A 24,849-nucleotide genomic window follows, 5' to 3' on the forward strand; every position below is an offset into this window, starting at 1 on the left:
ATGATGGCAGAGAGGTCACACCCGTTCCCATACCGAACACGGAAGTTAAGCTCTCTAGCGCCGATGGTAGTTGGGGCCTTGCCCCTGTGAGAGTAGGACGTCGCCAAGCAATTTAAACACGAATCAATCGATTCGTGTTTTTTTGTTTTATAAACGTTTCAATGATGATTAAACAATGAAAATTATGGTTAGGATAGTGAAAGAGCAAAAGAGTTGCAAATTTTTTTAATACGTATATAATTAAAGTCAAAGATAGTCAAAGTCAATAAAGGTGGCGGATAAATGAGAAATATATCTGATATCATTGAGCAATATCTAAAGCAAGTTATTGACTTAAGCAATAACAATGTAATTGAAATTAAGAGAAGTGAGATCGCAGATCGCTTTGATTGTGTTCCATCTCAAATCAATTATGTCATTAATACCCGCTTCACATTGGAAAGAGGATTTATAGTGGAAAGCAAAAGGGGCGGTGGCGGTTACATTCGTATTATCAAAGTCAAACTGCATGATGATATAGACATTATCGATCAAATGCTTCATATGATTGAGCATAGTATCGCGCAAAGTAATGCAGAAGGTATGATTATACGCTTAATAGAAGAAGGCATTATAACAAAAAGAGAAGCAAAATTGATGTTAAGTGTATTGGATCGCTCTGTATTATTAATGGATGCACCGTCTCGGGATCAACTTAGAGCACGGATATTATGCGCAATGTTAAAGACGCTGAAATATAAATAAATATGACTTTTGTTAGGAAATGTTTTTGGAAGTAAGATCGTTCGGTTTTATAAACAACATATAATTTGCCAGAATCGACTAAGTGAAAAAGGAATCCCATAATATAAATAGCATTATGGGCTTTGATTGTTCCTGTTGTAAAGGTGGGGATAAAGATGACTTGTCAAAACTGTAATATGAGACCAGCAACCTTGCATTATACAAAAGTAGTAAATGGGGAAAAGACGGAAGTTCATCTTTGTGAGCAATGTGCAGGACAAAGTGGCTATACGTCTTTCTTTCAATCATCACAATCTAGTTTCTCCTTTCAAGACTTGTTAGCAGGGTTATTGAATGGTGAGCCAGCAACATTTGGACAAAAGGAGAATACTTTTTCAAGTACAAAAGTATTGAGATGTCCAGATTGTAAAATGACATATGAGCAATTTGCAAAGGTTGGACGTTTTGGATGTTCTTCTTGTTATGAGGCGTTTAAAGATCAAATACAACCTATGTTAAAGCGATTGCATGGTGGTCATACAAGGCATAGTGGAAAAGTTCCAAAGCACATAGGAGGAAATATCCACTTGAAAAAAGAATTAGATGAACTAAAACTAACTTTAAAGCAGCATGTACAAAGAGAAGAGTTTGAACAGGCCGCACAAATTCGTGATCAAATTCGAAATCTTGAAAAACAAATAAGTGAACATAGAGAGGGGGAGTAGTTCTATGTCACTCGATCGCATTATGAATGAAGCAATAAGTCCTTGGATGAAGGGAGATGGATCGGATTCTGACATTGTTTTAAGCACCCGTATTCGTTTAGCTCGTAATTTGAAAAATTATCATTTTCCAATTATGCAAACAGCTGAAGAAGCTAATCAGATTACAGAGTTATTTCAGCAAAAGTTAGCGAATAAAACGACGAGGGATTTTGGTAGCTTTGAGTTATTAAAAATGAACGAATTAACTCCCCTTCAGCGGAGGGTCTTAGTAGAAAAGCATTTAATTAGTCCAAATCTTGCCGACACAGAATTTGGAGCTTGTATATTATCTGAGAGCGAGCATATAAGCGTCATGCTGAATGAAGAAGACCACGTGCGCATTCAGTGCTTATTCCCAGGATTGCAATTATCTGAGGCACTCCAAAGTGCAAACAAAATAGATAATGTATTTGAAGAAGTGGTTGAATATGCATTTGATGAAAAACTTGGTTATGTTACAAGTTGCCCTACAAATGTAGGAACTGGATTAAGGGCTTCAGTCATGATCCATTTGCCTGCACTTGTTTTAACAAAACGAATCAATCGTATTATACAGGCAATTCAGCAATTAGGTTTAGTTGTAAGAGGAATATATGGGGAAGGCAGCGAAGCCTTAGGAAATATATTTCAAGTTTCCAATCAGATGACGCTAGGGAAATCTGAGGAAGATATTATTGCAGATTTAACGAGTGTGATTCATCAATTAATTCAACAGGAAAAGGCAGCGCGAGAATTAATTGTGAAAAATTCAAGCATTGAGCTTGAAGATAAAGTGTATCGTTCTTACGGTATACTCGCTCATAGTCGCTTAATCCAATCTGCAGAAGCTGCTACTTGTTTATCTGATGTAAGACTTGGCATTGATTTAGGCTATATAAAAGATATATCAAGAAATATTTTAACGGAGCTAATGGTGCTTACTCAACCAGGTATTCTCCAGCAATATGCAGGTGGACAACTGGGACCAGAAGAAAGAGATTATCGAAGAGCAGCTTTAATCCGTGAAAGATTACGCATTGAAGAAAATGAAGCATAGTAGGAGGCGATTTCTATGATGTTTGGAAGATTTACAGAACGAGCGCAGAAAGTATTAGCTTTATCTCAAGAGGAAGCAATTCGTATTGGTCATAATAATATTGGAACAGAGCATATTTTACTTGGGCTAGTACGTGAAGGTGAAGGTATTGCAGCGAAAGCGTTAATTGCTCTTGGCTTAAGTCCAGAGAAGATACAAAAAGAAGTAGAGGCATTAATTGGTCGTGGTACAGAAGTATCTCAGACTGTTCATTATACTCCTCGTGCGAAAAAGGTCATTGAATTATCCATGGATGAAGCACGTAAACTAGGTCATTCTTATGTTGGAACAGAGCATATCTTACTAGGGTTAATTCGCGAAGGTGAAGGCGTTGCAGCACGCGTTTTAAATAACTTAGGTGTAAGTTTAAATAAGGCGAGACAACAAGTGTTACAACTTCTTGGAAGCAATGAAGCAGCTTCAGGTCATCAAGGTGCTTCATCGACAAATGCAAATACACCAACTTTGGATAGCTTAGCACGTGATTTAACAGTAATTGCGCGTGAAAGTAGATTAGATCCTGTTATTGGGCGCAGTAAGGAAATTCAACGTGTTATTGAGGTGTTAAGCCGTAGAACAAAAAATAACCCGGTGCTAATTGGGGAACCGGGTGTAGGTAAGACTGCAATTGCAGAAGGTTTAGCACAACAAATTGTAAATAATGAAGTTCCCGAAACATTACGAGACAAACGTGTTATGACATTAGATATGGGAACAGTTGTAGCTGGTACAAAATATCGTGGTGAGTTTGAGGACCGTTTAAAGAAAGTAATGGATGAGATTCGTCAGGCAGGTAATATTATTCTATTTATTGACGAACTTCATACATTAATTGGTGCAGGCGGTGCAGAAGGTGCAATTGATGCATCGAATATTTTAAAACCTTCGCTAGCGCGTGGTGAACTACAATGTATTGGTGCGACAACTCTAGATGAGTATCGAAAATATATTGAAAAAGACGCAGCGTTAGAGCGACGCTTCCAACCAATCCAAGTAGATGAACCAAGCTTGGAAGAATCTATTCAAATCTTGAAAGGGTTGCGTGATCGATATGAAGCACATCACCGTGTATCCATTACAGACGATGCAATCGACGCAGCCGTGAAGCTTTCAGATCGCTATATTACAGATCGCTTCTTACCGGATAAAGCAATCGATTTAATTGATGAGGCGGCTTCTAAAGTACGTTTACGTTCCTATACGACGCCACCAAACTTAAAAGAATTAGAAGTGAAACTTGAGGAAATTCGAAAAGAAAAAGATGCAGCTGTGCAGAGTCAAGAATTCGAAAAAGCTGCTTCATTACGAGATATGGAGCAACGTTTACGTGAAAAATTAGAGGATACAAAACGTCAGTGGAAAGAACAGCAAGGAAAAGAAAACTCTGAAGTGACAGTAGAGGATATTGCAAACGTTGTTTCTACATGGACGCGTATACCGGTTTCTAAGCTTGCGCAAGCAGAAACGGATAAATTGTTAAACTTAGAGTCCATTTTACATGATCGTGTAATCGGCCAAGATGAAGCTGTTGTAGCTGTAGCAAAGGCGGTACGTCGTGCAAGGGCTGGCTTAAAAGACCCAAAACGTCCAATTGGTTCCTTTATTTTCTTAGGACCAACTGGTGTTGGGAAAACAGAATTAGCACGAGCATTAGCGGAATCTATGTTCGGTGATGAGGATGCTATGATCCGCATCGACATGTCGGAATATATGGAGAAACATTCTACATCTCGTTTAGTAGGTTCTCCTCCAGGATATGTAGGATATGAAGAGGGCGGTCAATTAACAGAGAAGGTTCGTCGTAAACCGTATTCTGTTGTTCTATTAGATGAGGTAGAGAAAGCACATCCAGATGTATTTAATATTTTATTACAAGTATTAGAAGACGGTCGTTTAACAGACTCTAAAGGTCGCACAGTTGACTTCCGTAATACAATTGTGATTATGACTTCTAACGTTGGTGCTGAGGCATTAAAACGCAATAAACATCTTGGATTTAACGTACAAGATGAGAGCCGTGACTATGCAGATATGAAAGGAAAAGTAATGGACGAATTGAAAAAAGCATTCCGTCCAGAATTCTTAAACCGTATCGATGAAATCATTGTGTTCCATATGCTTGAGAAAAAACATATTCAAGAAATTGTGACACTAATGGTAAATCAACTAGTGAAACGATTAGAAGAACAAGAGATTTATTTAGAGTTAACGGACGCTGCAATTGAAGCGATTGCTGATAAAGGGTTCGATCGTGAGTATGGCGCCCGTCCACTTCGTAGAGCAATCCAGAAACATGTGGAAGATCGATTATCAGAAGAACTTCTAAAAGGAGCCATTGAGAAAGGACAAAAAGTTATCTTTGATAAAGAAGGAGAATCATTTGTCATTCGCAGTGCAGAAAAGGTAAAATAAGTATAGAAAAACAAAGGGGGCTATTCGATAGCCCTCTTTCTTATACGAGCTATATGTTTATGAAAGTGAAGTGAAGTATAGAAGAATATGGCTAAAAAGAAAACGAAATTCATATGTCAAGAATGCGGTTATCAATCACCGAAATATATGGGGAGATGCCCCGGTTGTGGACAATGGAATACGCTTGTTGAAGAGATGGAACAAGTTGTATCATCTAGACGTCTTAACTATGCAAATGCGATTCAAACAGAGGTAACAAAACCGAGAAGACTTACAGAAGTAGAAACAAAATCAGAAGCGCGTATTGAGACAAAATTTCAAGAATTTAATCGTGTATTAGGTGGAGGTATTGTTGATGGTTCCCTTGTTCTTATCGGAGGAGATCCTGGGATTGGGAAATCGACTTTACTGTTGCAAATATCATCACAATTAGCAGATTCTGCTTATGATGTTCTGTATATATCAGGAGAAGAATCCGCAAAACAAATCAAGCTTCGTGCAGATCGTTTACATGTAAATGGGCGTAATTTGTTCGTTGTTTCAGAAACAGATTTACAGCGCATTGCAGCTCATATTGAAGAAATGAATCCCTCTTTTGTTGTAATTGATTCTATTCAAACCATCTATCTACCAGAAGTTACTTCAGCGCCTGGAAGTGTGGCACAAGTACGTGAATGTACGGCAGAATTGATGAAACTTGCGAAAACGAAAGGAATCCCCATTTTTATTGTTGGGCACGTGACAAAAGAAGGTGCTATTGCAGGGCCACGTATGCTAGAACATATGGTGGATGCGGTTCTTTATTTTGAAGGAGATCGTCATCATACATATCGTATTTTGCGAGCAGTAAAAAACCGATTTGGTTCTACAAATGAAATGGGTATTTTTGAAATGAAAGAGCTTGGTCTTGCAGAAGTATTGAATCCTTCTGAAATTTTCCTAGAAGAAAGACCGGTCGGAGTTGCAGGGTCTACAGTTGTTGCCTCAATGGAAGGAACAAGACCTGTTTTAGTAGAAATACAAGCATTAATCTCTCCTACTAGTTTTGGGAATCCTCGAAGAATGGCCACAGGAATTGATCATAATCGTGTATCTCTTATTATGGCAGTGTTGGAAAAGAGAGCGGGATTGTTGTTGCAAAATCAGGATGCGTATTTGAAAGTTGCTGGTGGTTTGAAGTTAGATGAACCAGCGATTGACTTAGCGGTTGCAATAAGTATTGCTTCAAGTTTTCGAGATAAATCTACGGCACCGACTGATGCGGTAATAGGAGAAGTGGGATTAACTGGAGAAATAAGAAGAGTATCAAGAATTGAACAACGTGTACAAGAAGCAGCTAAATTAGGATTTCAACGTGCAATTATCCCGCGGAAAAATTTAGGTGGATGGACAATTCCTGAGGGGATTGAAGTGGTTGGTGTTTCCAATTTAGGCGAGGCGCTGCGATTGACATTAGGAGGCTAGGCTATGGAAGAAAACAAGCAACGTGTGAAAAGTATGCTTAATATTTTACAGCTTGTTGCACCAGGTACACCGCTGCGTGAAGGGATAGATAATGTACTTCGTGCGCAGACTGGTGGATTAATTGTTCTTGGGTACAATGAACAAATAAAAAGTATTGTGGATGGAGGATTTCATATTAATTGTGGATTCTCTCCTGCTAGCTTGTATGAATTAGCAAAAATGGACGGTGCACTCATTTTAAATGAAACGGGGAGCAAAATCTTAATTGCAAATGCTCAATTAGTTCCTGAATCAGCTATTGATTCTATTGAAACAGGAATGCGTCACCGTACGGCGGAGCGTGTAGCGAAACAAACAGGTAGTCTTGTTATAGCGATTTCACAAAGACGTAATGTGATTACGTTATATCAAGGGAATTTACGTTATACATTAAAAGATATAGGTGTTATTTTAACTAAGGCAAATCAAGCGATTCAAACTTTAGAAAAATATAAAGCAGTCTGGAATGACGGTATTACAAATTTGGGTATTCTAGAATTTGAAGAGGTTGTTACGTTATCGGAGGTAGTTCACGTTTTACATAGCGTTGAGATGGTACTTCGTATTAAGAATGAGATTTTGAGTTATATTCATGAATTAGGAACAGAAGGTAGGCTCATTCGCTTACAATTAACGGAGCTACTGGCAGATTTGGAGGCTGAAGCTGCTTTATTAATAAAAGATTACTATCAAGAAAAAACGCAAGATCATTATCAAATATTGAAAAAACTACAAGATCTTGCAAATGCACAGCTTTTAGAAGATAGTGACTTAGTCAAATTGCTCGGTTACCCAGGACAAACAAGCTTGGAGGAAAGTGTTACACCAAGAGGATATCGCATTACAAGTAAAATATCGAGAGTGCCACCTCTCATTATTGAAAACTTGATCAACCGGTTTAAAACATTGCAAGGTGTCTGTCGAGCATCGATTGATGAACTGGATGATGTGGAAGGAATTGGGGAAGTTCGAGCGAAGAAAATACGAGAAGGTTTAAAACGAATCCAAGAACACCTTTATATGAGCAGACACAATTAAGAATATTACATTGACTATACAATATAACAACGCGAGAACATTTTTAATATATGGTATGATATATTGGTAAATAAAACGATTTATGAAAAAAGCACGTCCGCTTTTACATTCGGCGTTTTGATTCACAAAACAATGGTTAATAATGAGTAGGAGGTGGTTGAATGTTAAAACGGATCGTACAGCTCTTCTTTTTAGTAATCGGGGGAGCTTTAGGGATCTTTTTAATCCCAAAAGTAATGAATGTGTTAGATATTGGTGCAGTTCCTTTGCTTGAAGGTTCATATGTTCGTGCAATTATTGGTGCAATCATTTTATTTTTAACAACATTTTGGCTTGTAGATTATATTGTTCAGCTTATTAAACATATTGAAGAAGCGCTTGTAAAGGCGCCTGTGACAGATGTTTTATTTGGTACGCTAGGTTTAATCTCTGGTCTTATCGTTGCATATTTAATTTTAATCCCAATTCGCGAAATTACAATTCAAGTTATCAGTACCGTGTTACAGGTTTTCTTTACTCTTTTACTTGGTTATTTAGGCTTCCAGGTAGGGTTTAAAAAACGAAATGAGTTGCTAGGGTTATTTACACTGCCACAGCGTAGCGGTAAGAAGAAAAATACGAATAGCGAAAATGAAGAGAATGAAGTAGGGGGAGAGGAATCTTCTTCGAATTGGAAAATTCTTGATACGAGTGTAATTATTGATGGACGTATTGCGGATATTTGTCAAACAAAATTTTTAGAGGGAACAATTGTAATCCCGCAGTTTGTATTAGAAGAGTTACAACATATTGCTGATTCTTCTGACGCATTAAAGCGTAATCGAGGTCGCAGAGGACTAGATATTTTAAATCGTATTCAAAAAGAAATGCCGATTCCAGTAGAGATTTACGAGGGTGATTTTGAAGATATTCAAGAGGTAGATAGCAAACTTGTGAAATTGGCGAAGTTAACTGGTGGAACGGTTGTAACGAATGACTTCAATTTAAATAAGGTTTCTGAATTACAGGGGGTAACGGTTTTAAATATTAATGATTTAGCAAATGCAATTAAACCGGTTGTTCTCCCTGGAGAAGAGTTAAATGTTTATGTTGTGAAAGATGGAAAAGAGCAAAATCAAGGTGTTGCGTATTTAGATGATGGCACGATGATTGTAGTAGAAGATGGTAAGGAGTACGTTGGTTCTCAGTTAGAAGTACTTGTTACAAGTGTACTGCAAACATCGGCTGGTCGTATGATTTTTGCAAAGCGTAAATTATTAGAAAAAGCATTATAAGCAGAGGATTTGTAATATGTATACATTAATTATTCCAGCAGCAGGTCAAGGAAAACGAATGGGCGCTGGTAAAAACAAACTGTTTTTGCTTATTAATGAAGTGCCTATCATCGTTCATACATTACGTGCTTTTGAGAAAGACGAAGCATGTGAAAAAATTATTATGGCAATTAATGAACAAGAGCGTTCTGATTTTGAGGCATTAATACAAAAGTACGATATTCGAAAGAATGTGCAGTTTATTCAAGGTGGAGCCGAAAGACAAGATAGTGTATATAATGCACTGCAGTATGTGAAAGAAACTGAATATGTTCTTGTTCATGATGGTGCCCGCCCCTTTGTAACGAATAAGATGATTCATGAAGTATTAATTGTGGCAAAAGAGAAGGGTGCTTCCGTTTGCGCTGTGCCAGTGAAGGATACGATAAAGAAAGTAGTGAATGATGCAGTTTTTGAGACAGTTGAACGTTCTCAACTTAGAGCAGTTCAAACACCACAAGGCTTTTCTGTTTCACTTTTATTAGAGGCTCATCAAAGCGCAAAGCAAAGTTGTTTTCTTGGTACTGATGATGCAAGTCTCGTAGAGCGTATTGGAAAGGAAGTCGGCGTAGTAGAAGGTAGCTATTATAATATTAAGGTGACAACACCAGAAGATTTATTAATTGCTGAAAGCTTTTTACACGTTCAGAGATAGCGGTAGTATGGTTGAAAAGCTCGGTTCGTACCGGGCTTTTCTTTATACAGATGGCGATATAAGATAGAATCATAAAGTTTAGTAGTTTAGCTTGAGGAGGATGTATAGAATGTTTCGAATTGGACAAGGTTTTGATGTGCATGAATTTGCAGAAGGAAGACCGTTAATTATCGGAGGGATTACGATTCCATATGAGAAAGGTTTATTAGGTCATTCAGATGCAGATGTGCTTTTACATACAATTGCTGATGCTTGTTTAGGAGCGATTGCTGCTGGGGATATCGGAAAACATTTTCCAGATACAGATCCGGCTTTTAAAGATGCGGATTCAGCAGTGTTATTACAAAAGGTTTGGGAGTTTGTACGTGAACAAGGATATGAATTAGGGAATTTAGATTGTACAATTATTGCTCAGAAACCGAAGATGGCGCCACATATTGAAAGTATGCGGAAACGTATTAGTGAACTTTTAGAAACATCGATTGATAATATTAATGTAAAAGCGACAACGACAGAAAAGTTGGGATTTACAGGTAGAGAAGAAGGAATTGCTTCTCAAGCGGTTGTATTATTACAGAAAAAATAATGGTTTTTCGTTTGCAAGATGGATAATCAGATTTTTTTGGTGTACAATTATAGAATGTGTTGACATTAAGAATGGAAGGTGTACCAATTATGGAAAAGCAAGTGAGAGTGCGCTATGCGCCAAGTCCAACAGGACACTTACATATCGGAAATGCGCGTACGGCATTATTTAATTATTTATTTGCTCGTCATCAAGATGGTAAGTTTATTATTCGTATTGAAGATACTGATGTGAAACGTAACGTTGCTGGCGGTGAAGAAAGCCAATTAAAATACTTGAAATGGCTCGGTATGGACTGGGATGAAGGTGTTGACGTTGGTGGGAAATATGGACCATATCGTCAAACAGAGCGTTTAGATATTTATAAAGAGTTATATGAAGATTTACTAGAGCGTGGTTTAGCTTATAAATGTTATATGACTGAGGAAGAATTAGAAGCAGAACGTGAAGGGCAAATTGCTCGTGGTGAGACACCTCGTTACGCAGGTAATCACCGCAATTTAACAGAGGAACAAATTGCGCAATTTGAGGCGGAAGGCCGTGTTCCAAGTATTCGCTTCCGTGTACCGGATAATCGTGAGTACAAATTTAATGATATTGTTAAAGGTGATGTGACATTCCATTCCAACGATTTCGGTGACTTTGTTATCGTGAAAAAAGATGGTATTCCAACATATAACTTTGCGGTAGCAGTAGATGATCATTTAATGGAAATTACACATGTTCTTCGTGGGGATGATCATATTTCGAATACGCCAAAACAAATGATGATTTATGAAGCATTTGGCTGGGATATTCCTCAGTTTGGTCATATGACACTCATCGTAAATGAAAGCCGTAAAAAATTAAGTAAACGCGATGAATCTATTATTCAATTTATTGAACAATATGAAGCACTTGGATATCTTCCAGAAGCAATTTTTAACTTCATTGCATTACTAGGTTGGTCACCAGTAGGAGAAGAGGAAATCTTCTCAAAAGATGAGTTTATTAAGATGTTTGATGCAGCTCGTTTATCAAAATCACCTGCGTTATTCGATTCCCAAAAATTAAAATGGATGAATAACCAATATATGAAAAAACAAGATTTAGATACTGTTGTTGCATTAAGCTTACCGCACTTAGTAAAAGCTGGTCGTGTAAGTGAAGAGTTAAGTGAGCAAGAAGCAGCTTGGGTTCGTGATGTAATTGCTTTATATCATGAACAAATGAGCTATGGAGCTGAAATTGTAGAGCTTTCTGAAATGTTCTTCAAGGATCATGTAGACTTTGAAGAAGAAGGAAAAGAAGTATTAAAAGGTGAACAAGTACCTGAAGTGCTTCGTGCGTTTGCAGTAGGATTAGAGGCTCTAGAGGAAGTAGAACCAGCTGCAATTAAGAAAGCAATTAAAGCGGTTCAAAAGGAAACAGGACATAAGGGTAAAAACTTATTTATGCCAATCCGTGTTGCAACAACTGGGCAAACACATGGTCCAGAACTTCCAAATGCGATTGCGCTTCTTGGAAAAGAGAAAGTCTTAAAACGTATTCAAAAAGTAATTGGTTAACATTTAACGAATTTCGAAATATAATAAGAATACTCAAAAGTAAATAAGGAAAAGCGACGAGAAGGAGAAGTAGAAAAACAGGCTTTTTACAGAGAGAACCATCTTTGGCTGGAAGTGGTTTATAAGCGGTTTTTTGAAATGCACCTTCGAGTCTTCTGCCCAACAACGAATAATTTCGGAAAACGCCCGAAAGACGAAAAGTAAGCAGAAGCGGTATCAGCCGTTATTAAGAATGAGTTTGAGGCTTTTTTGGCCTAAACAGAGTGGAACCGCGCTAAAAAGGCGTCTCTGTCAATTTGACAGAGACGCCTTTTTTTATTCCATCATTTATGGCTTAAGCTGCTTACCTTACTTTACAAAAAAAGAAATGAGCAGAAGCGGTAGCTGTTCCTAAGAAAGGGCTAGGTTGTATACATTTCCACTTTATATGTTTGAGTAAAAGAGGGGCTAAGGGAGAAAAACGCAGTTCACTTAAAAAAGTAGCCTGTAAGGGGAGGGGACATTAATGTTTAAGAGGCTTCGAGAAGATATTGAAGTCGTTTTTGAACAGGATCCAGCGGCAAGAAGTTATTTCGAAGTCATTTTAACTTATTCTGGATTGCATGCAGTTTGGGCACATCGAATTGCACATGCTTTTTATAAAAAAAAGTTTTTCTTTATTGCACGCTTCATTTCACAAGTTAGTCGGTTTTTTACTGGTATCGAAATTCACCCAGGAGCAACAATCGGTCGTCGTTTTTTTATTGACCATGGTATGGGTGTAGTCATTGGAGAAACATGTGAAATTGGAGATAACGTAACGATTTATCAAGGTGTTACACTTGGGGGTACTGGGAAAGAAAAAGGAAAAAGGCATCCAACTATTAAGGATAATGTACTCATTTCAACAGGGGCAAAAGTACTTGGATCTATTACGGTTGGGGAAAATTCTAAAATTGGAGCAGGGTCTGTCGTATTAAAAGAAGTTCCTGCACATTCTACAGTTGTAGGTATACCGGGACGCGTCGTGATTCAAAATGGAGTGAAGATTGGGCAGGAGTTAAATCATTCAGATTTACCAGATCCAATTTTTGATAAATTAAAAGTAATGGAAGCAGAGATAGAAGCATTAAAGAAGCAGCTTGCATTGAAAGTAGAAAGGAAGGATAACAATGACTATTCACATTTATAATACATTAACACGTCAGAAGGAAGAATTTATTCCTTTAGAAGAAAAGAAAGTAAAGATGTACGTATGCGGACCTACAGTATACAACTATATTCATATTGGGAATGCAAGACCGCCTATGGTATTTGATACAGTGCGTCGTTACTTAGAACATAAAGGATATGATGTCCAATATGTTTCCAACTTTACTGATGTCGATGATAAATTAATTAAGGCTGCAAATGAACTTGGAGAAGATGTCCCAACAATTGCAGATCGTTTTATCGAAGCGTACTTTGAGGATGTAACGGCACTTGGTTGCAAACATGCAACAGTTCATCCACGAGTAACAGAAAATATGGATATCATTATTGAATTTATTCAGGAACTTGTGAATAAAGGGTATGCATATGAATCTGAGGGTGATGTATATTACAGAACAAAAGAGTTTGAAGGATACGGTAAGTTATCGCATCAAGCAATTGAAGATTTACGTCATGGTGCACGTATTGAAGTGGGAGAAAAGAAACAAGACCCACTCGACTTTGCTCTATGGAAGGCGGCGAAAGAAGGGGAAATCTTCTGGGAAAGCCCTTGGGGGAAAGGACGTCCAGGTTGGCATATTGAATGCTCTGCAATGGCAAGAAAATATTTAGGAGATTCAATTGACATTCATGCTGGTGGGCAAGATTTATCATTCCCGCATCACGAAAATGAAATTGCGCAATCAGAAGCTTTGACTGGAAAACCATTTGCGCGCTACTGGATGCATAATGGTTATATTAATATTAACAATGAGAAAATGTCTAAATCGTTAGGGAACTTTATTCTTGTTCACGATATTATTAAGCAATATGATCCGCAATTAATTCGATTCTTTATGTTATCTGTACATTATCGTCATCCAATTAACTTTAGTGAAGAGCTATTACAAAGTACAAATAATGGATTAGAAAGAATTAAAACGACTTATCGAAACTTAAAGCATCGTATAGAAAGTAGTACGGATTTAACAGATCATAATGAGAAATGGTTAGCTGAAATGAATGAATTCCAATCTGCATTTGAGGCGGCAATGGATGATGACTTTAATACAGCAAATGCAATAACAGAGTTGTATAACTTAGCAAACCATGCAAATCAATATTTATTAGAAGAGCATACATCAAAAGTTGTTATCGAAGCGTATATCAACCAACTTGAAACGTTGTTTAGTATTTTAGGATTAATGTTCACGAAAGAAGAATTACTTGATGAAGAAATTGAAGCGCTTATTCAAAAGCGTATTGAAGCTCGTAAAAATCGTGATTTTGCATTAGCTGATAAAATCCGTGATGACTTAAAAGAACGTAATATTATTTTAGAGGATACCGCTCAAGGTACAAGATGGAAAAGAGGATAAGTATGATTGATGCAAAGCAATTAAACAGCTTGGCGTTAGCTTATATGGGTGATGCGGTGTATGAACAATATATCCGCCATCACCTCCTTCAAAAAGGAACAGTTCGTCCCAACCAGCTACACCGATTAGGGACGAGCTTTGTTTCTGCAAAGGCGCAAGCGAAAGTAGTTTATCATTTATTAGAAACGAATTTTTTAACCGAGGAAGAAGAAGCAGTATTAAGAAGAGGACGTAATGCAAATTCAGGTACTGTTCCGAAAAATACAGACGTACAAACATATCGTCATAGCACAGCTTTTGAAGCGGTGATTGGTTATCATTATTTACTACGCAATCGTGAAAGATTAGAGGAAATTGTAAATAAGGCGATTCATGTGTTAGAAGGAACGGAAGGAGGCAAATTGTCATGAGTAGCGAATACATTATTGGACGTAATCCCGTTATTGAAGCATTGCGATCGGGACGAGATATTAATAAGATTTGGGTGGCAGAAGGTGCCGCTAAAGGACAAATTCAAATTGTAGTAGCATTAGCAAAAGAGAATAAAATTCTTCTGCAATATGCTCCAAAGAAAAAATTAGACCAACTTGTTGAAGGGAATCATCAAGGAGTAATTGCTCAAGTAGCAGCATATCAATATGCGGAATTAGAAGATTTATTTAAAGTTGCCGCTAAACGTAATGAAGAGCCATTCTTTTTAATTTTAGATGAGATTGAAGATCCACATAATCTAGGGTCTATTATGCGTACTGCAGATGCAACTGGAGCGCATGGTATTATTATTCCAAAGCGACGAGCTGTTGGACTGACAGCTTCAGTGGCAAAGGCCTCTACAGGAGCGATTGAGTATATTCCTGTTGTACGAGTAACAAATTTATCTCGTACAATCGATGAGCTAAAGGAACGTGGTCTATGGATCGCTGGTACAGATGCGAAAGGGAAAACAGATTATCGTAATCTAGATGGTAATATGCCGATTGGATTAGTAATTGGTAGTGAAGGAAAAGGCATGAGCCGCATCATTGGACAAAAGTGTGATTTCCTAGTTCATTTACCGATGGTCGGTAAAGTTACATCCTTAAATGCTTCAGTAGCTGCAAGTCTGTTAATGTATGAGGTATATCGTAAACGTCACCAGATTGGTAAGTAACAAATGAATGATATTTTAATCGTTGATGGCTACAACATCATAGGGGCTTGGAAAGACTTGAAGAAATTGAGGGATGTAGATTTACAAGCATCGAGGGACGCATTAATTGATAAAATGGCAGATTATCAAGGGTATACAGGAACGAAAGTAATGATTGTGTTTGATGCTTATACAGTTCAAGGTATTGAGAAAAAGATGAAGCAATCGCGTGTTGAGGTTATTTTTACTAGAAAAAATCAAACTGCTGATGAAAAAATCGAACAGTTGGCAAGCGAACTTCGTAATATTAATACACAAGTCTATGTTGCAACTTCTGATTATACGGAGCAATGGGTTATCTTTGGACAGGGGGCGCTTAGAAAGTCAGCACGTGAACTAGAGTTAGAAGTGCAGGCGATGGAACAACAGGTGCGTCATGAAACGAAAGCGACCAAAGAGAAACAACCCGCTATGCGAACAATATTTAGTAAGGATATTACAGAAAAATTAGAAAAATTAAGGCGAGGAGAGCGTTGAGACATTGACGCTCTTTAAGCGCTTACTGTATAATATTTCTAAATAAATAGCGGTCGGAGGGATCAGAGTGGAAACAGGCTTCGTAAGTACTAGCAACGTTACGTTTCGCGATTTAGAGGATGAGGCAATCGTTGAGTTAGTTCGAAAAGGTAATATTGATGCTCTTGAATATTTAATACACAAGTATAAAAACTTTGTTCGCGCAAAATCGAGATCTTATTTTTTAGTAGGTGCCGATCGAGAGGATATTGTTCAAGAAGGTATGATTGGGCTTTTTAAAGCGATTCGTGATTATAAAGAGGACAAGCTATCTTCTTTTAAAGCATTTGCTGAATTATGTATTACTCGTCAAATTATTACTGCTATTAAGACTGCAACAAGACAAAAACATATTCCTTTAAATTCGTATGTTTCTTTGGATAAACCGATTTACGATGAGGAATCTGATCGTACGCTATTAGATGTTATTTCAGAAGCAAAGGTAACAGATCCTGAAGAAATGATTATTAGTCAGGAAGAATACAGCGACATAGAGTTAAAAATATCTGAATTATTAAGCGATTTGGAGAGAAAAGTACTTTCTTTATATTTGGATGGCCGTTCATATCAAGAAATATCTGAGCAACTAAATAGACATGTGAAATCTATTGATAATGCTCTTCAACGTGTAAAACGGAAATTAGAAAGATATATGGAAATGAGAGAGAATACAACTTTAAATTCGAAATGATGTAAAGGGATTTCCTTTCCTTTTTTTGTATCTAAGTAAAAGGCATGTCATTGACATTGCCTTTTATTGTATGATACATTTTTAGGGACATAATGTTACAAGGTTGGTATAACAAATGAGAAAAAAAGTGGTACTCTCATGTGAAGAGTGTAAAAATCGTAACTACTCTACAATGAAAGATACGAGCTCAGTGGAGCGACTTGAAATAAAGAAATTTTGTAAAACATGCAATAAGCATACAGTTCATAAGGAAACAAAATAAATAATCGAAATGATGCACTGGAGGTCCCGTAAATGCGTTTAACGAACTTTTTCGGCGATGTAAGTCGCGAGATGAAAAAAGTAAGTTGGCCTAAAAAAGATGAATTACTCCGTTCGACAGCTACTGTTATTGCAACAGTTGTCTTTTTTGCGATTTTTTTCGCAGTAGTTGATATGGGCATTTCTTCTTTAATTCGGTTAATTCTTGAATAAGAAGCACTTATCCATGATATAATGTTATTTATAAGAACTGTGTAAAAGCCCGATGAACGGGTTTTTTCATTTGTGCAAAAAAATGTACGTCAGGGAGGGAAGGACGCTCGTCCTAAATGAATGGAAAAAAGCTGGTATGTTGTCCATACTTATTCTGGTTATGAAAATAAAGTAAAAGCAAACCTTGAGAAACGTGTAGAATCAATGGGGATGCAAGATAAAATTTTCCGTGTTGTTGTTCCGGAAGAAGTAGAAGTAGAAATGAAAAACGGAAAAGAAAAATTAACAAAAAGAAAAGTATTCCCAGGTTATGTGTTGGTTGAATTAATTATGACTGATGATTCTTGGTATGTTGTTCGTAACACACCGGGTGTAACTGGGTTTGTTGGATCTTCTGGGTCAGGTTCAAAGCCATCTCCGCTATTAGAAGAGGAAGTTGTTACCATTATGAAACATATGGGGATGGATAATGAAGTTGTTGATTTCGACTTTGAACTTCATGAAACGGTACGCGTAAACGAAGGGCCATTCGCGGATTATACAGGTGCAATTGAAGAAATCGATATGGAAAAACAAAAAGTACGAGTGTTAGTAGACATGTTTGGTCGTGAAACACCTGTTGAGCTTGATTTCCATCAAATTGAAAAATTATAAAATGAAACTTGAAATGAATTGTAAAAAGTGATAATATCTTTTAAGTCAGTACGTCTTCGGTAACGGAGACGTTTTTTGAAAAGATTTTATCGTTACCGATAAAATGATGAAGTGGGAGGGCAAATCATTGTCCAATTGACCACATCACGGACTTAAGGAGGTGTGTCTCGTGGCTAAAAAGGTAATTAAAATGGTAAAACTTCAAATTCCTGCAGGTAAAGCTAACCCAGCTCCACCAGTTGGTCCAGCATTAGGACAAGCGGGTGTTAACATCATGGGCTTCTGTAAAGAGTTCAACGCTCGTACAGCGGATCAAGCTGGTCTTATCATTCCTGTTGAAATTACGGTATTCGAAGACCGTTCATTCACTTTCATTACTAAAACTCCTCCTGCTGCTGTTCTTCTTAAGAAAGTAGCTGGTATCGAGTCTGGTTCTGGTGAACCAAACCGTAATAAAGTGGCAACTGTTAAGCGTGATAAAGTACGCGAAATCGCTGAAACTAAAATGCCTGACCTAAACGCTGCTAGCGTAGAAGCTGCAATGCGTATGGTTGAAGGTACTGCACGCAGTATGGGCATCGTTATCGAAGACTAATTCGATTTGTTTTTTGTAAAAAAGGTTGCGGGTCTGGAAGTCCAATTCGCAACCTTTATTATCGTAAATGAGTATCGTTTTTAAATAAATGGATGGGCGCACATCCTCAAGAAAAATCTTGGAATAAGGGCGTAAACGTGGGAGGTTATTCCGCTAAAACCACATTCGAGGAGGAAATAAACATGGCTAAAAGAGGTAAAAAGTACGTAGAAGCTGCGAAGCTTGTTGAACGTGCAACTGCTTACTCTGCAACAGAAGCAGTAGAATTAGTAAAGAAAACAAACACAGCTAAATTTGATGCAACTGTAGAAGCTGCATTTCGTTTAGGTGTTGACCCTAAGAAAGCTGACCAACAAATTCGTGGTGCAGTTGTTCTTCCACACGGTACTGGTAAAGTACAACGTGTATTAGTATTCGCTAAAGGTGAAAAAGCAAAAGAAGCTGAAGCTGCTGGAGCTGACTTCGTAGGCGATGCTGATTACATCAACAAAATCCAACAAGGTTGGTTCGACTTTGATGTAGTAGTAGCAACTCCTGACATGATGGGTGAAGTTGGTAAACTTGGTCGTGTATTAGGACCTAAAGGTTTAATGCCAAACCCTAAAACTGGAACAGTTACTTTCGATGTAACAAAAGCGGTTAACGAAATCAAAGCTGGTAAAGTTGAATACCGCGTTGATAAAGCTGGTAACATCCATGTTCCAATTGGTAAAGTATCTTTCGAAGATGCAAAACTAGTAGAAAACTTCAAAACAATTGCTGACACGCTATTAAAAGCGAAACCAGCTGCTGCAAAAGGTACTTACGTGAAGAACGTAACAGTTACTTCTACAATGGGACCTGGCGTACGCGTAGATGTTTCTACACTTGCATAAAAATTGGAAGTTGACTTCATAAAGAAGATTTAATATAATCATTTATGTTGTGAATTTAAATAGTGTACCGTAGACAGTAGGTGCCAATTTGGCTTAATTTCCTACCTAGGTGTTAATATACGAAACGGAATTTTTTTCTGTGACTATATGCCTCCATGTCTACAAGTTAGCGTGGAGGTTTTTAGTGCACTTTCGGTACATCTTCTATATAATCTACAGGAGGTGTAATAATATGAGCAAAGCAATCGAAATGAAACAACAAGTTGTAAATGAAATCGCTGATAAACTTCGCGAAAGTAAATCTACAATTGTTGTTGACTACCGTGGTTTAACAGTATCTGAAGCAACTGAATTACGTAAAAACTTACGTGAGGCTGGCGTTGAGTTCAAAGTTTACAAAAACTCTTTAACTCGTCGTGCTGCAGAATCTGTTGAAATGGCTGAGTTAAACGAATTCTTAACAGGACCAAACGCAATCGCGTTCAGTAACGAGGATGTAGTTGCTCCTGCGAAAGTATTAAACGACTTCGCTAAAGATCATGAAGCTTTAGAAATTAAAGCGGGCGTAATTGAAGGTAAACTAGTAACACTTGATGAGGTTAAAGCAATCGCTACTCTTCCATCTCGTGAAGGCTTACTTTCTATGCTTCTTAGCGTTCTTCAAGCTCCAATCCGTAACCTTGCACTTGCTACTAAAGCAGTTGCAGATCAAAAGGAAGAGCAAGGCGCTTAATTTTTAAAAAGATAATTACGTGTTATCGATAAAACAATACAAACCTATTTAAGGGAGGACATTTACAATGACTAAAGAACAAATCATTGAAGCAGTTAAATCTATGACTGTATTAGAACTTAACGACTTAGTAAAAGCTATCGAGGAAGAATTCGGCGTAACTGCTGCTGCTCCTGTAGCTGTTGTTGGTGGCGCTGGTGAAGCTGCTGCTGAGAAAACTGAATTTGATGTTGAACTAGCTAACGCTGGTGGACAAAAAATCAAAGTTATCAAAGTTGTTCGTGAAATCACTGGTCTTGGCTTAAAAGAAGCTAAAGAATTAGTTGACAACACTCCAAAAGTAATCAAAGAAGGCGCTTCTAAAGAAGAAGCTGAAGAAATCAAAGCTAAACTTGAAGAAGTTGGCGCTGCTGTAGAAGTTAAGTAATTAACTTTTGAAGCTTTAAAAAAGCTCGCTCTCATGCGAGCTTTTTTTTTAACTGTAAAGAAAAGAGGTGACCAAATGGCAGACCATTATTTTTCTAATGACCCTTCGAGTAAAAGTGATCGTAAGCGGTGGGAATTTACACTAAGAGGATCGCGATTTGTTTTTTTATCTGACCGTGGGGTATTTTCGAAAAACGAGGTGGACTTTGGATCTCGTCTTTTAATTGAAGTATTTCAAATGCCGGAGATCGACGGGGATATATTAGATGTTGGATGTGGGTACGGGCCGATTGGTTTGTCGTTAGCAAAAGAGTTTCGAGGACGCCGCGTTCACATGGTAGATGTAAATGAAAGGGCGCTTGAGCTTGCGAAAGAAAACGCTACTAGCAATCATGTGGAGAATATTCGAATTTTCCAAAGCAGTGTCTATGAAAATGTAGATGGTAAATACGCCGCAATTCTATCCAATCCTCCAATTCGCGCTGGTAAGCATATCGTGCATGAAATTTTAGAAAAAGCTTTCGATTATCTAGTGCCAGGAGGGGAACTTTGGATTGTAATTCAAAAGAAACAAGGTGCACCATCCGCGCTCAAAAAACTAGAAGAGACGTTTGCTGAAGTTGAGGTTGTTGAAAAGAAAAAAGGATATTATATCATAAAATCAAAAAAACGTTGACGGTTTTTTTGGGCTATGTTAACATTATACAATGCCAATATATGATTTTCTACGTTGAGAAAAATGTATATTTTTGTTTCTCTTGGAAAAGATAGTAAAATCAGCAGATCATGAAATAGAGTGATGGTTTTCTTATAGAAGCCATTTTTCTTTTTTGACCAGATGGAAAGACTCAACGTATCTATCTTTGAGAGAAAAAAGCTACGCTACTAGCGTTAGCTATATTTATTTGTGATTTTGCACAAATTTTTTTGTGCATTTATAATACTCATGATTTGAGGGGTGAAGCAGTTGACAGGTCAACTAGTTCAATACGGACGCCACCGCCAACGAAGAAGTTATGCCCGTATTAGTGAAGTATTAGAGTTACCAAATCTTATCGAAATTCAAACCTCTTCTTATCAGTGGTTTCTTGATGAGGGTTTGCGAGAAATGTTCCAAGACATTTCTCCGATCGAAGACTTTACGGGAAATCTATCGCTTGAATTTATCGACTACAGCTTAGGTGAGCCTAAATACTCTGTAGAAGAATGTAAAGAGCGTGATGTGACGTATGCAGCACCACTTCGTGTGAAAGTTCGTCTAATCAACAAAGAAACTGGTGAAGTAAAAGAGCAAGATGTGTTCATGGGAGATTTCCCACTCATGACAGAGACAGGAACATTCGTAATTAACGGTGCAGAACGTGTTATCGTTTCCCAGTTAGTTCGCTCTCCAAGCGTATACTATAGTGGCAAAGTGGATAAAAACGGAAAACGTGGTTTTACTGCTACTGTAATTCCAAACCGCGGAGCTTGGTTAGAGTATGAAACAGATGCTAAGGATGTTGTATATGTACGTATTGACCGTACCCGTAAGCTTCCTGTAACTGTTTTGTTACGCGCATTAGGGTTTGGCTCTGATCAAGAAATCACCGAGCTTTTAGGTGATAATGAATACTTAAGCAATACGTTAGAAAAAGACAACACAGATAGCACTGAAAAAGCGTTGCTTGAAATTTATGAGCGTTTACGCCCAGGTGAACCACCAACAGTGGAAAACGCGAAAAGCTTGCTTGTTTCTCGCTTCTTTGATCCAAAGCGCTACGATTTAGCAAATGTAGGTCGCTATAAGATCAACAAAAAATTACACATTAAAAACAGACTGTTTAACCAACGCTTAGCTGAAACGTTAGTAGATCCAGAAACTGGAGAGATTTTAGCGGCAGAAGGAACAGTTTTAGATCGTCGTACACTTGATCGCATTTTACCTTACTTAGAGAAGAACATTGGATTCAAAACAGCGAAGCCGATGGGTGGAGTGGTAGAAGGCGATGTTGAGCTGCAATCTATTAAGATTTATGCTCCGGATTCAGAAGGCGAACGCGTTATTAATGTAATTGGGAATGCAAATATTACTCGTGATGTGAAACACATTACACCAGGTGATATTCTTGCTTCTATTAGCTACTTCTTTAACTTACTATATAAAGTAGGGGATACAGACGATATCGACCATTTAGGTAACCGTCGTCTACGTTCTGTAGGAGAGTTATTACAAAATCAATTCCGTATCGGTCTTTCTCGTATGGAACGTGTTGTTCGTGAGAGAATGTCGATTCAAGATACAAATGCAATTACACCGCAAGCGTTAATTAACATTCGTCCGGTTATTGCATCTATTAAAGAGTTCTTCGGAAGCTCTCAGTTATCTCAGTTCATGGATCAAACAAACCCATTAGCAGAGTTAACACACAAACGAAGATTATCTGCATTAGGACCTGGTGGTTTAACGCGTGAGCGCGCAGGCTTTGAAGTACGTGACGTTCACTATTCTCACTACGGTCGTATGTGTCCGATTGAAACGCCAGAGGGACCAAACATCGGTTTGATCAACTCATTATCTTCATTTGCGAAAGTAAATGAGTTTGGTTTCATTGAAACACCATACCGTCGTGTTGACCCAGAAACTGGTCGTGTAACAGAGCATGTTGATTACTTAACAGCAGACGAAGAAGATAACTATGTTGTAGCCCAAGCGAATATGAAATTATCTCCAGAAGGTGAATTTCTTGATGATGATATCGTAGCTCGTTTCCGTGGTGAAAACATTGTTACAAATAAAGAGCGCATCGACTACATGGACGTATCTCCAAAACAAGTAGTGTCTGCAGCGACAGCTTGTATTCCGTTCTTAGAAAACGATGACTCTAACCGTGCACTTATGGGTGCGAACATGCAACGTCAGGCGGTTCCGTTAATGAATCCGGAATCTCCGATTGTAGGTACAGGTATGGAGTATGTGTCAGCGAAAGACTCAGGTGCTGCAGTAATCTGTAAACATCCTGGTATTGTTGAACGCGTTGAAGCACGTGAAGTTTGGGTACGCCGTTATGTAGAACTTGACGGTCAAAAAGTAAAAGGCGACTTAGATCGCTATAAGATGTTAAAATTCATCCGTTCTAACCAAGGAACTTGTTACAACCAACGTCCAATCGTAAGCGTTGGCGATGAAGTTGTGAAAGGTGAAATCCTTGCGGATGGTCCTTCTATGGAAAAAGGTGAACTTGCACTTGGACGTAACGTGCTTGTTGGCTTTATGACATGGGATGGTTATAACTACGAGGATGCGATCATTATGAGTGAGCGCCTTGTAAAAGATGATGTGTATACTTCTATTCATATTGAAGAGTATGAATCAGAAGCTCGTGATACAAAATTAGGACCAGAAGAAATTACGCGTGATATCCCGAACGTTGGGGAAGATGCACTTCGTAACCTTGACGAGCGCGGTATTATTCGCATCGGTGCGGAAGTAAAAGACGGAGATCTACTTGTTGGTAAAGTCACACCAAAAGGTGTAACAGAATTAACAGCAGAAGAACGTTTATTACACGCAATCTTCGGTGAGAAAGCGCGTGAAGTACGTGATACATCACTACGTGTACCACACGGTGGTGGCGGTATTATCCTGGATGTGAAAGTGTTTAACCGTGAAGACGGTGACGAATTACCACCAGGTGTAAACCAATTGGTTCGTGTATATATCGTTCAAAAACGTAAAATTTCTGAAGGTGACAAAATGGCCGGTCGTCACGGTAACAAAGGGGTTATCTCCCGTATTTTACCAGAAGAAGATATGCCATTCTTACCAGACGGTACACCAATCGATATCATGCTTAACCCATTAGGGGTACCATCTCGTATGAATATCGGTCAGGTGTTAGAGCTTCACCTTGGTATGGCAGCAAGATATCTAGGTATTCATGTTGCAACACCAGTATTCGATGGTGCTCGTGAGGAAGATGTATGGGGTACAATTGAAGAAGCTGGTATGGCGAATGATGCGAAGACAATCCTGTATGATGGACGTACTGGTGAGCCATTCGATAACCGTGTATCTGTTGGTGTCATGTACATGATTAAACTTGCACACATGGTTGACGATAAACTTCACGCTCGTTCTACTGGACCATACTCACTTGTAACGCAACAGCCTCTTGGAGGTAAAGCGCAGTTCGGTGGACAACGTTTCGGTGAGATGGAGGTTTGGGCACTTGAAGCTTACGGTGCTGCTTATACTCTTCAAGAAATCTTAACAGTGAAGTCTGATGATGTTGTCGGCCGCGTTAAGACATACGAAGCGATTGTTAAAGGTGAAAATGTTCCAGAACCAGGCGTTCCAGAATCATTCAAAGTATTGATTAAAGAACTGCAAAGTTTAGGTATGGACGTTAAAATGATGTCTAGCGACGATACAGAAATTGAAATGCGTGATACAGAAGATGATGATGATCATCAATCCGCAGATAAATTAAATATCGAAGTTGAGACAACTAAGGAATAATTGGGATAACCTGTAGACTAAAAGGGAGGT

Annotated in this window: 25 protein-coding genes, 1 rRNA gene and 2 other annotated features; all 26 genes read left to right on the forward strand. The window is 38.1% G+C overall.

Translation table 11 applies throughout. The annotated features are described in order from the left end of the window. Positions 1–109, forward strand: a 5S ribosomal RNA gene (rrf, locus tag MR063_RS18450); the annotation flags it as partial. Between the two features lie 173 nt (positions 110–282). Continuing rightward, complete coding sequence (locus tag MR063_RS18455; protein ID WP_011983217.1) at positions 283–744, forward strand: CtsR family transcriptional regulator; 462 nt, start codon at positions 283–285, stop codon at positions 742–744. Positions 745–899: 155 nt separating this feature from the next. After that, on the forward strand, positions 900–1,448 hold the full coding sequence (locus MR063_RS18460) for a protein-arginine kinase activator protein McsA (protein ID WP_242200675.1): 549 nt from the start codon (positions 900–902) through the stop codon (positions 1,446–1,448). Between the two features lie 4 nt (positions 1,449–1,452). Further along, a complete protein-coding gene (locus MR063_RS18465; RefSeq protein ID WP_242200679.1) occupies positions 1,453–2,523 on the forward strand; it encodes a protein-arginine kinase McsB in 1,071 nt (356 codons plus the stop codon). A gap of 15 nt (positions 2,524–2,538) precedes the next feature. After that, positions 2,539–4,974, forward strand: a complete 2,436-nt coding sequence (clpC, locus tag MR063_RS18470) for an ATP-dependent protease ATP-binding subunit ClpC (RefSeq protein ID WP_242145434.1) — start codon at positions 2,539–2,541, stop codon at positions 4,972–4,974. Between the two features lie 87 nt (positions 4,975–5,061). Beyond that, complete coding sequence (gene radA / locus MR063_RS18475) at positions 5,062–6,438, forward strand: DNA repair protein RadA (protein WP_242145435.1); 1,377 nt, start codon at positions 5,062–5,064, stop codon at positions 6,436–6,438. 3 nt (positions 6,439–6,441) lie between these two features. After that, positions 6,442–7,515 carry a DNA integrity scanning diadenylate cyclase DisA gene (gene disA, locus MR063_RS18480; RefSeq protein WP_011983222.1) on the forward strand — a complete coding sequence of 358 codons (1,074 nt, stop codon included), beginning with the start codon at positions 6,442–6,444 and terminating at the stop codon, positions 7,513–7,515. Positions 7,516–7,676: 161 nt separating this feature from the next. Further along, complete coding sequence (locus MR063_RS18485) at positions 7,677–8,789, forward strand: PIN/TRAM domain-containing protein (RefSeq protein WP_242145437.1); 1,113 nt, start codon at positions 7,677–7,679, stop codon at positions 8,787–8,789. Positions 8,790–8,805: 16 nt separating this feature from the next. Beyond that, positions 8,806–9,483 (forward strand): 2-C-methyl-D-erythritol 4-phosphate cytidylyltransferase, encoded by a 678-nt coding sequence (gene ispD / locus MR063_RS18490; RefSeq protein WP_242200682.1) that lies wholly within the window; start codon positions 8,806–8,808, stop codon positions 9,481–9,483. A gap of 109 nt (positions 9,484–9,592) precedes the next feature. Then, entirely contained in the window at positions 9,593–10,069 is a 477-nt protein-coding gene (gene ispF / locus MR063_RS18495; protein WP_011983225.1) for a 2-C-methyl-D-erythritol 2,4-cyclodiphosphate synthase, read from the forward strand. Between the two features lie 89 nt (positions 10,070–10,158). Beyond that, positions 10,159–11,616, forward strand: coding sequence for a glutamate--tRNA ligase (gene gltX, locus MR063_RS18500; RefSeq protein ID WP_242145474.1), 1,458 nt, complete (start codon positions 10,159–10,161; stop codon positions 11,614–11,616). A 47-nt stretch (positions 11,617–11,663) separates the two neighbouring features. Next, positions 11,664–11,909: a binding site (T-box leader), on the forward strand. A gap of 212 nt (positions 11,910–12,121) precedes the next feature. Continuing rightward, positions 12,122–12,787, forward strand: coding sequence for a serine O-acetyltransferase (cysE, locus tag MR063_RS18505; protein WP_242200683.1), 666 nt, complete (start codon positions 12,122–12,124; stop codon positions 12,785–12,787). Further along, a complete protein-coding gene (gene cysS, locus MR063_RS18510) occupies positions 12,768–14,165 on the forward strand; it encodes a cysteine--tRNA ligase (RefSeq protein WP_242200685.1) in 1,398 nt (465 codons plus the stop codon). The genes cysE and cysS overlap by 20 nt, the downstream gene beginning before the upstream one ends. A gap of 2 nt (positions 14,166–14,167) precedes the next feature. Further along, positions 14,168–14,575 (forward strand): Mini-ribonuclease 3, encoded by a 408-nt coding sequence (locus MR063_RS18515; protein WP_242200686.1) that lies wholly within the window; start codon positions 14,168–14,170, stop codon positions 14,573–14,575. Continuing rightward, positions 14,572–15,315, forward strand: a complete 744-nt coding sequence (rlmB, locus tag MR063_RS18520; protein ID WP_242145442.1) for a 23S rRNA (guanosine(2251)-2'-O)-methyltransferase RlmB — start codon at positions 14,572–14,574, stop codon at positions 15,313–15,315. Before MR063_RS18515 ends, rlmB begins: the two co-directional genes overlap by 4 nt. 3 nt (positions 15,316–15,318) lie before the next feature. Further along, positions 15,319–15,831: an NYN domain-containing protein gene (locus MR063_RS18525; RefSeq protein WP_242145443.1), complete on the forward strand. Its 513-nt coding sequence runs from the start codon at positions 15,319–15,321 to the stop codon at positions 15,829–15,831. 67 nt (positions 15,832–15,898) lie between these two features. After that, positions 15,899–16,561, forward strand: coding sequence for an RNA polymerase factor sigma-70 (locus MR063_RS18530; RefSeq protein ID WP_011983232.1), 663 nt, complete (start codon positions 15,899–15,901; stop codon positions 16,559–16,561). Between the two features lie 115 nt (positions 16,562–16,676). Beyond that, entirely contained in the window at positions 16,677–16,823 is a 147-nt protein-coding gene (rpmG, locus tag MR063_RS18535) for a 50S ribosomal protein L33 (protein WP_012260172.1), read from the forward strand. Positions 16,824–16,855: 32 nt separating this feature from the next. Further along, a complete protein-coding gene (gene secE / locus MR063_RS18540) occupies positions 16,856–17,035 on the forward strand; it encodes a preprotein translocase subunit SecE (RefSeq protein WP_242145444.1) in 180 nt (59 codons plus the stop codon). 120 nt (positions 17,036–17,155) lie between these two features. After that, on the forward strand, positions 17,156–17,689 hold the full coding sequence (nusG, locus tag MR063_RS18545; RefSeq protein WP_011983234.1) for a transcription termination/antitermination protein NusG: 534 nt from the start codon (positions 17,156–17,158) through the stop codon (positions 17,687–17,689). 169 nt (positions 17,690–17,858) lie between these two features. After that, entirely contained in the window at positions 17,859–18,284 is a 426-nt protein-coding gene (rplK, locus tag MR063_RS18550; RefSeq protein WP_001085872.1) for a 50S ribosomal protein L11, read from the forward strand. A 182-nt stretch (positions 18,285–18,466) separates the two neighbouring features. Next, entirely contained in the window at positions 18,467–19,159 is a 693-nt protein-coding gene (gene rplA, locus MR063_RS18555) for a 50S ribosomal protein L1 (protein WP_242200688.1), read from the forward strand. Positions 19,160–19,208: 49 nt separating this feature from the next. Beyond that, positions 19,209–19,352: a sequence feature (ribosomal protein L10 leader region), on the forward strand. A gap of 39 nt (positions 19,353–19,391) precedes the next feature. Then, the gene (gene rplJ, locus MR063_RS18560; RefSeq protein ID WP_242145446.1) at positions 19,392–19,892 is read left to right on the forward strand and encodes a 50S ribosomal protein L10; all 501 of its coding nucleotides are present in this window, start codon (positions 19,392–19,394) and stop codon (positions 19,890–19,892) included. A 67-nt stretch (positions 19,893–19,959) separates the two neighbouring features. Further along, positions 19,960–20,319 carry a 50S ribosomal protein L7/L12 gene (gene rplL, locus MR063_RS18565; RefSeq protein WP_242145447.1) on the forward strand — a complete coding sequence of 120 codons (360 nt, stop codon included), beginning with the start codon at positions 19,960–19,962 and terminating at the stop codon, positions 20,317–20,319. 75 nt (positions 20,320–20,394) lie between these two features. Then, positions 20,395–20,994 (forward strand): class I SAM-dependent methyltransferase, encoded by a 600-nt coding sequence (locus tag MR063_RS18570; protein WP_242200689.1) that lies wholly within the window; start codon positions 20,395–20,397, stop codon positions 20,992–20,994. 291 nt (positions 20,995–21,285) lie between these two features. Further along, a complete protein-coding gene (gene rpoB, locus MR063_RS18575; protein WP_242200692.1) occupies positions 21,286–24,819 on the forward strand; it encodes a DNA-directed RNA polymerase subunit beta in 3,534 nt (1,177 codons plus the stop codon). The last annotated feature ends 30 nt before the right edge of the window (positions 24,820–24,849 follow it).

Origin of the sequence: Bacillus cereus group sp. BfR-BA-01492 (assembly GCF_022662815.1) — a bacterium.
Lineage (GTDB): Bacteria > Bacillota > Bacilli > Bacillales > Bacillaceae_G > Bacillus_A > Bacillus_A cereus_BD.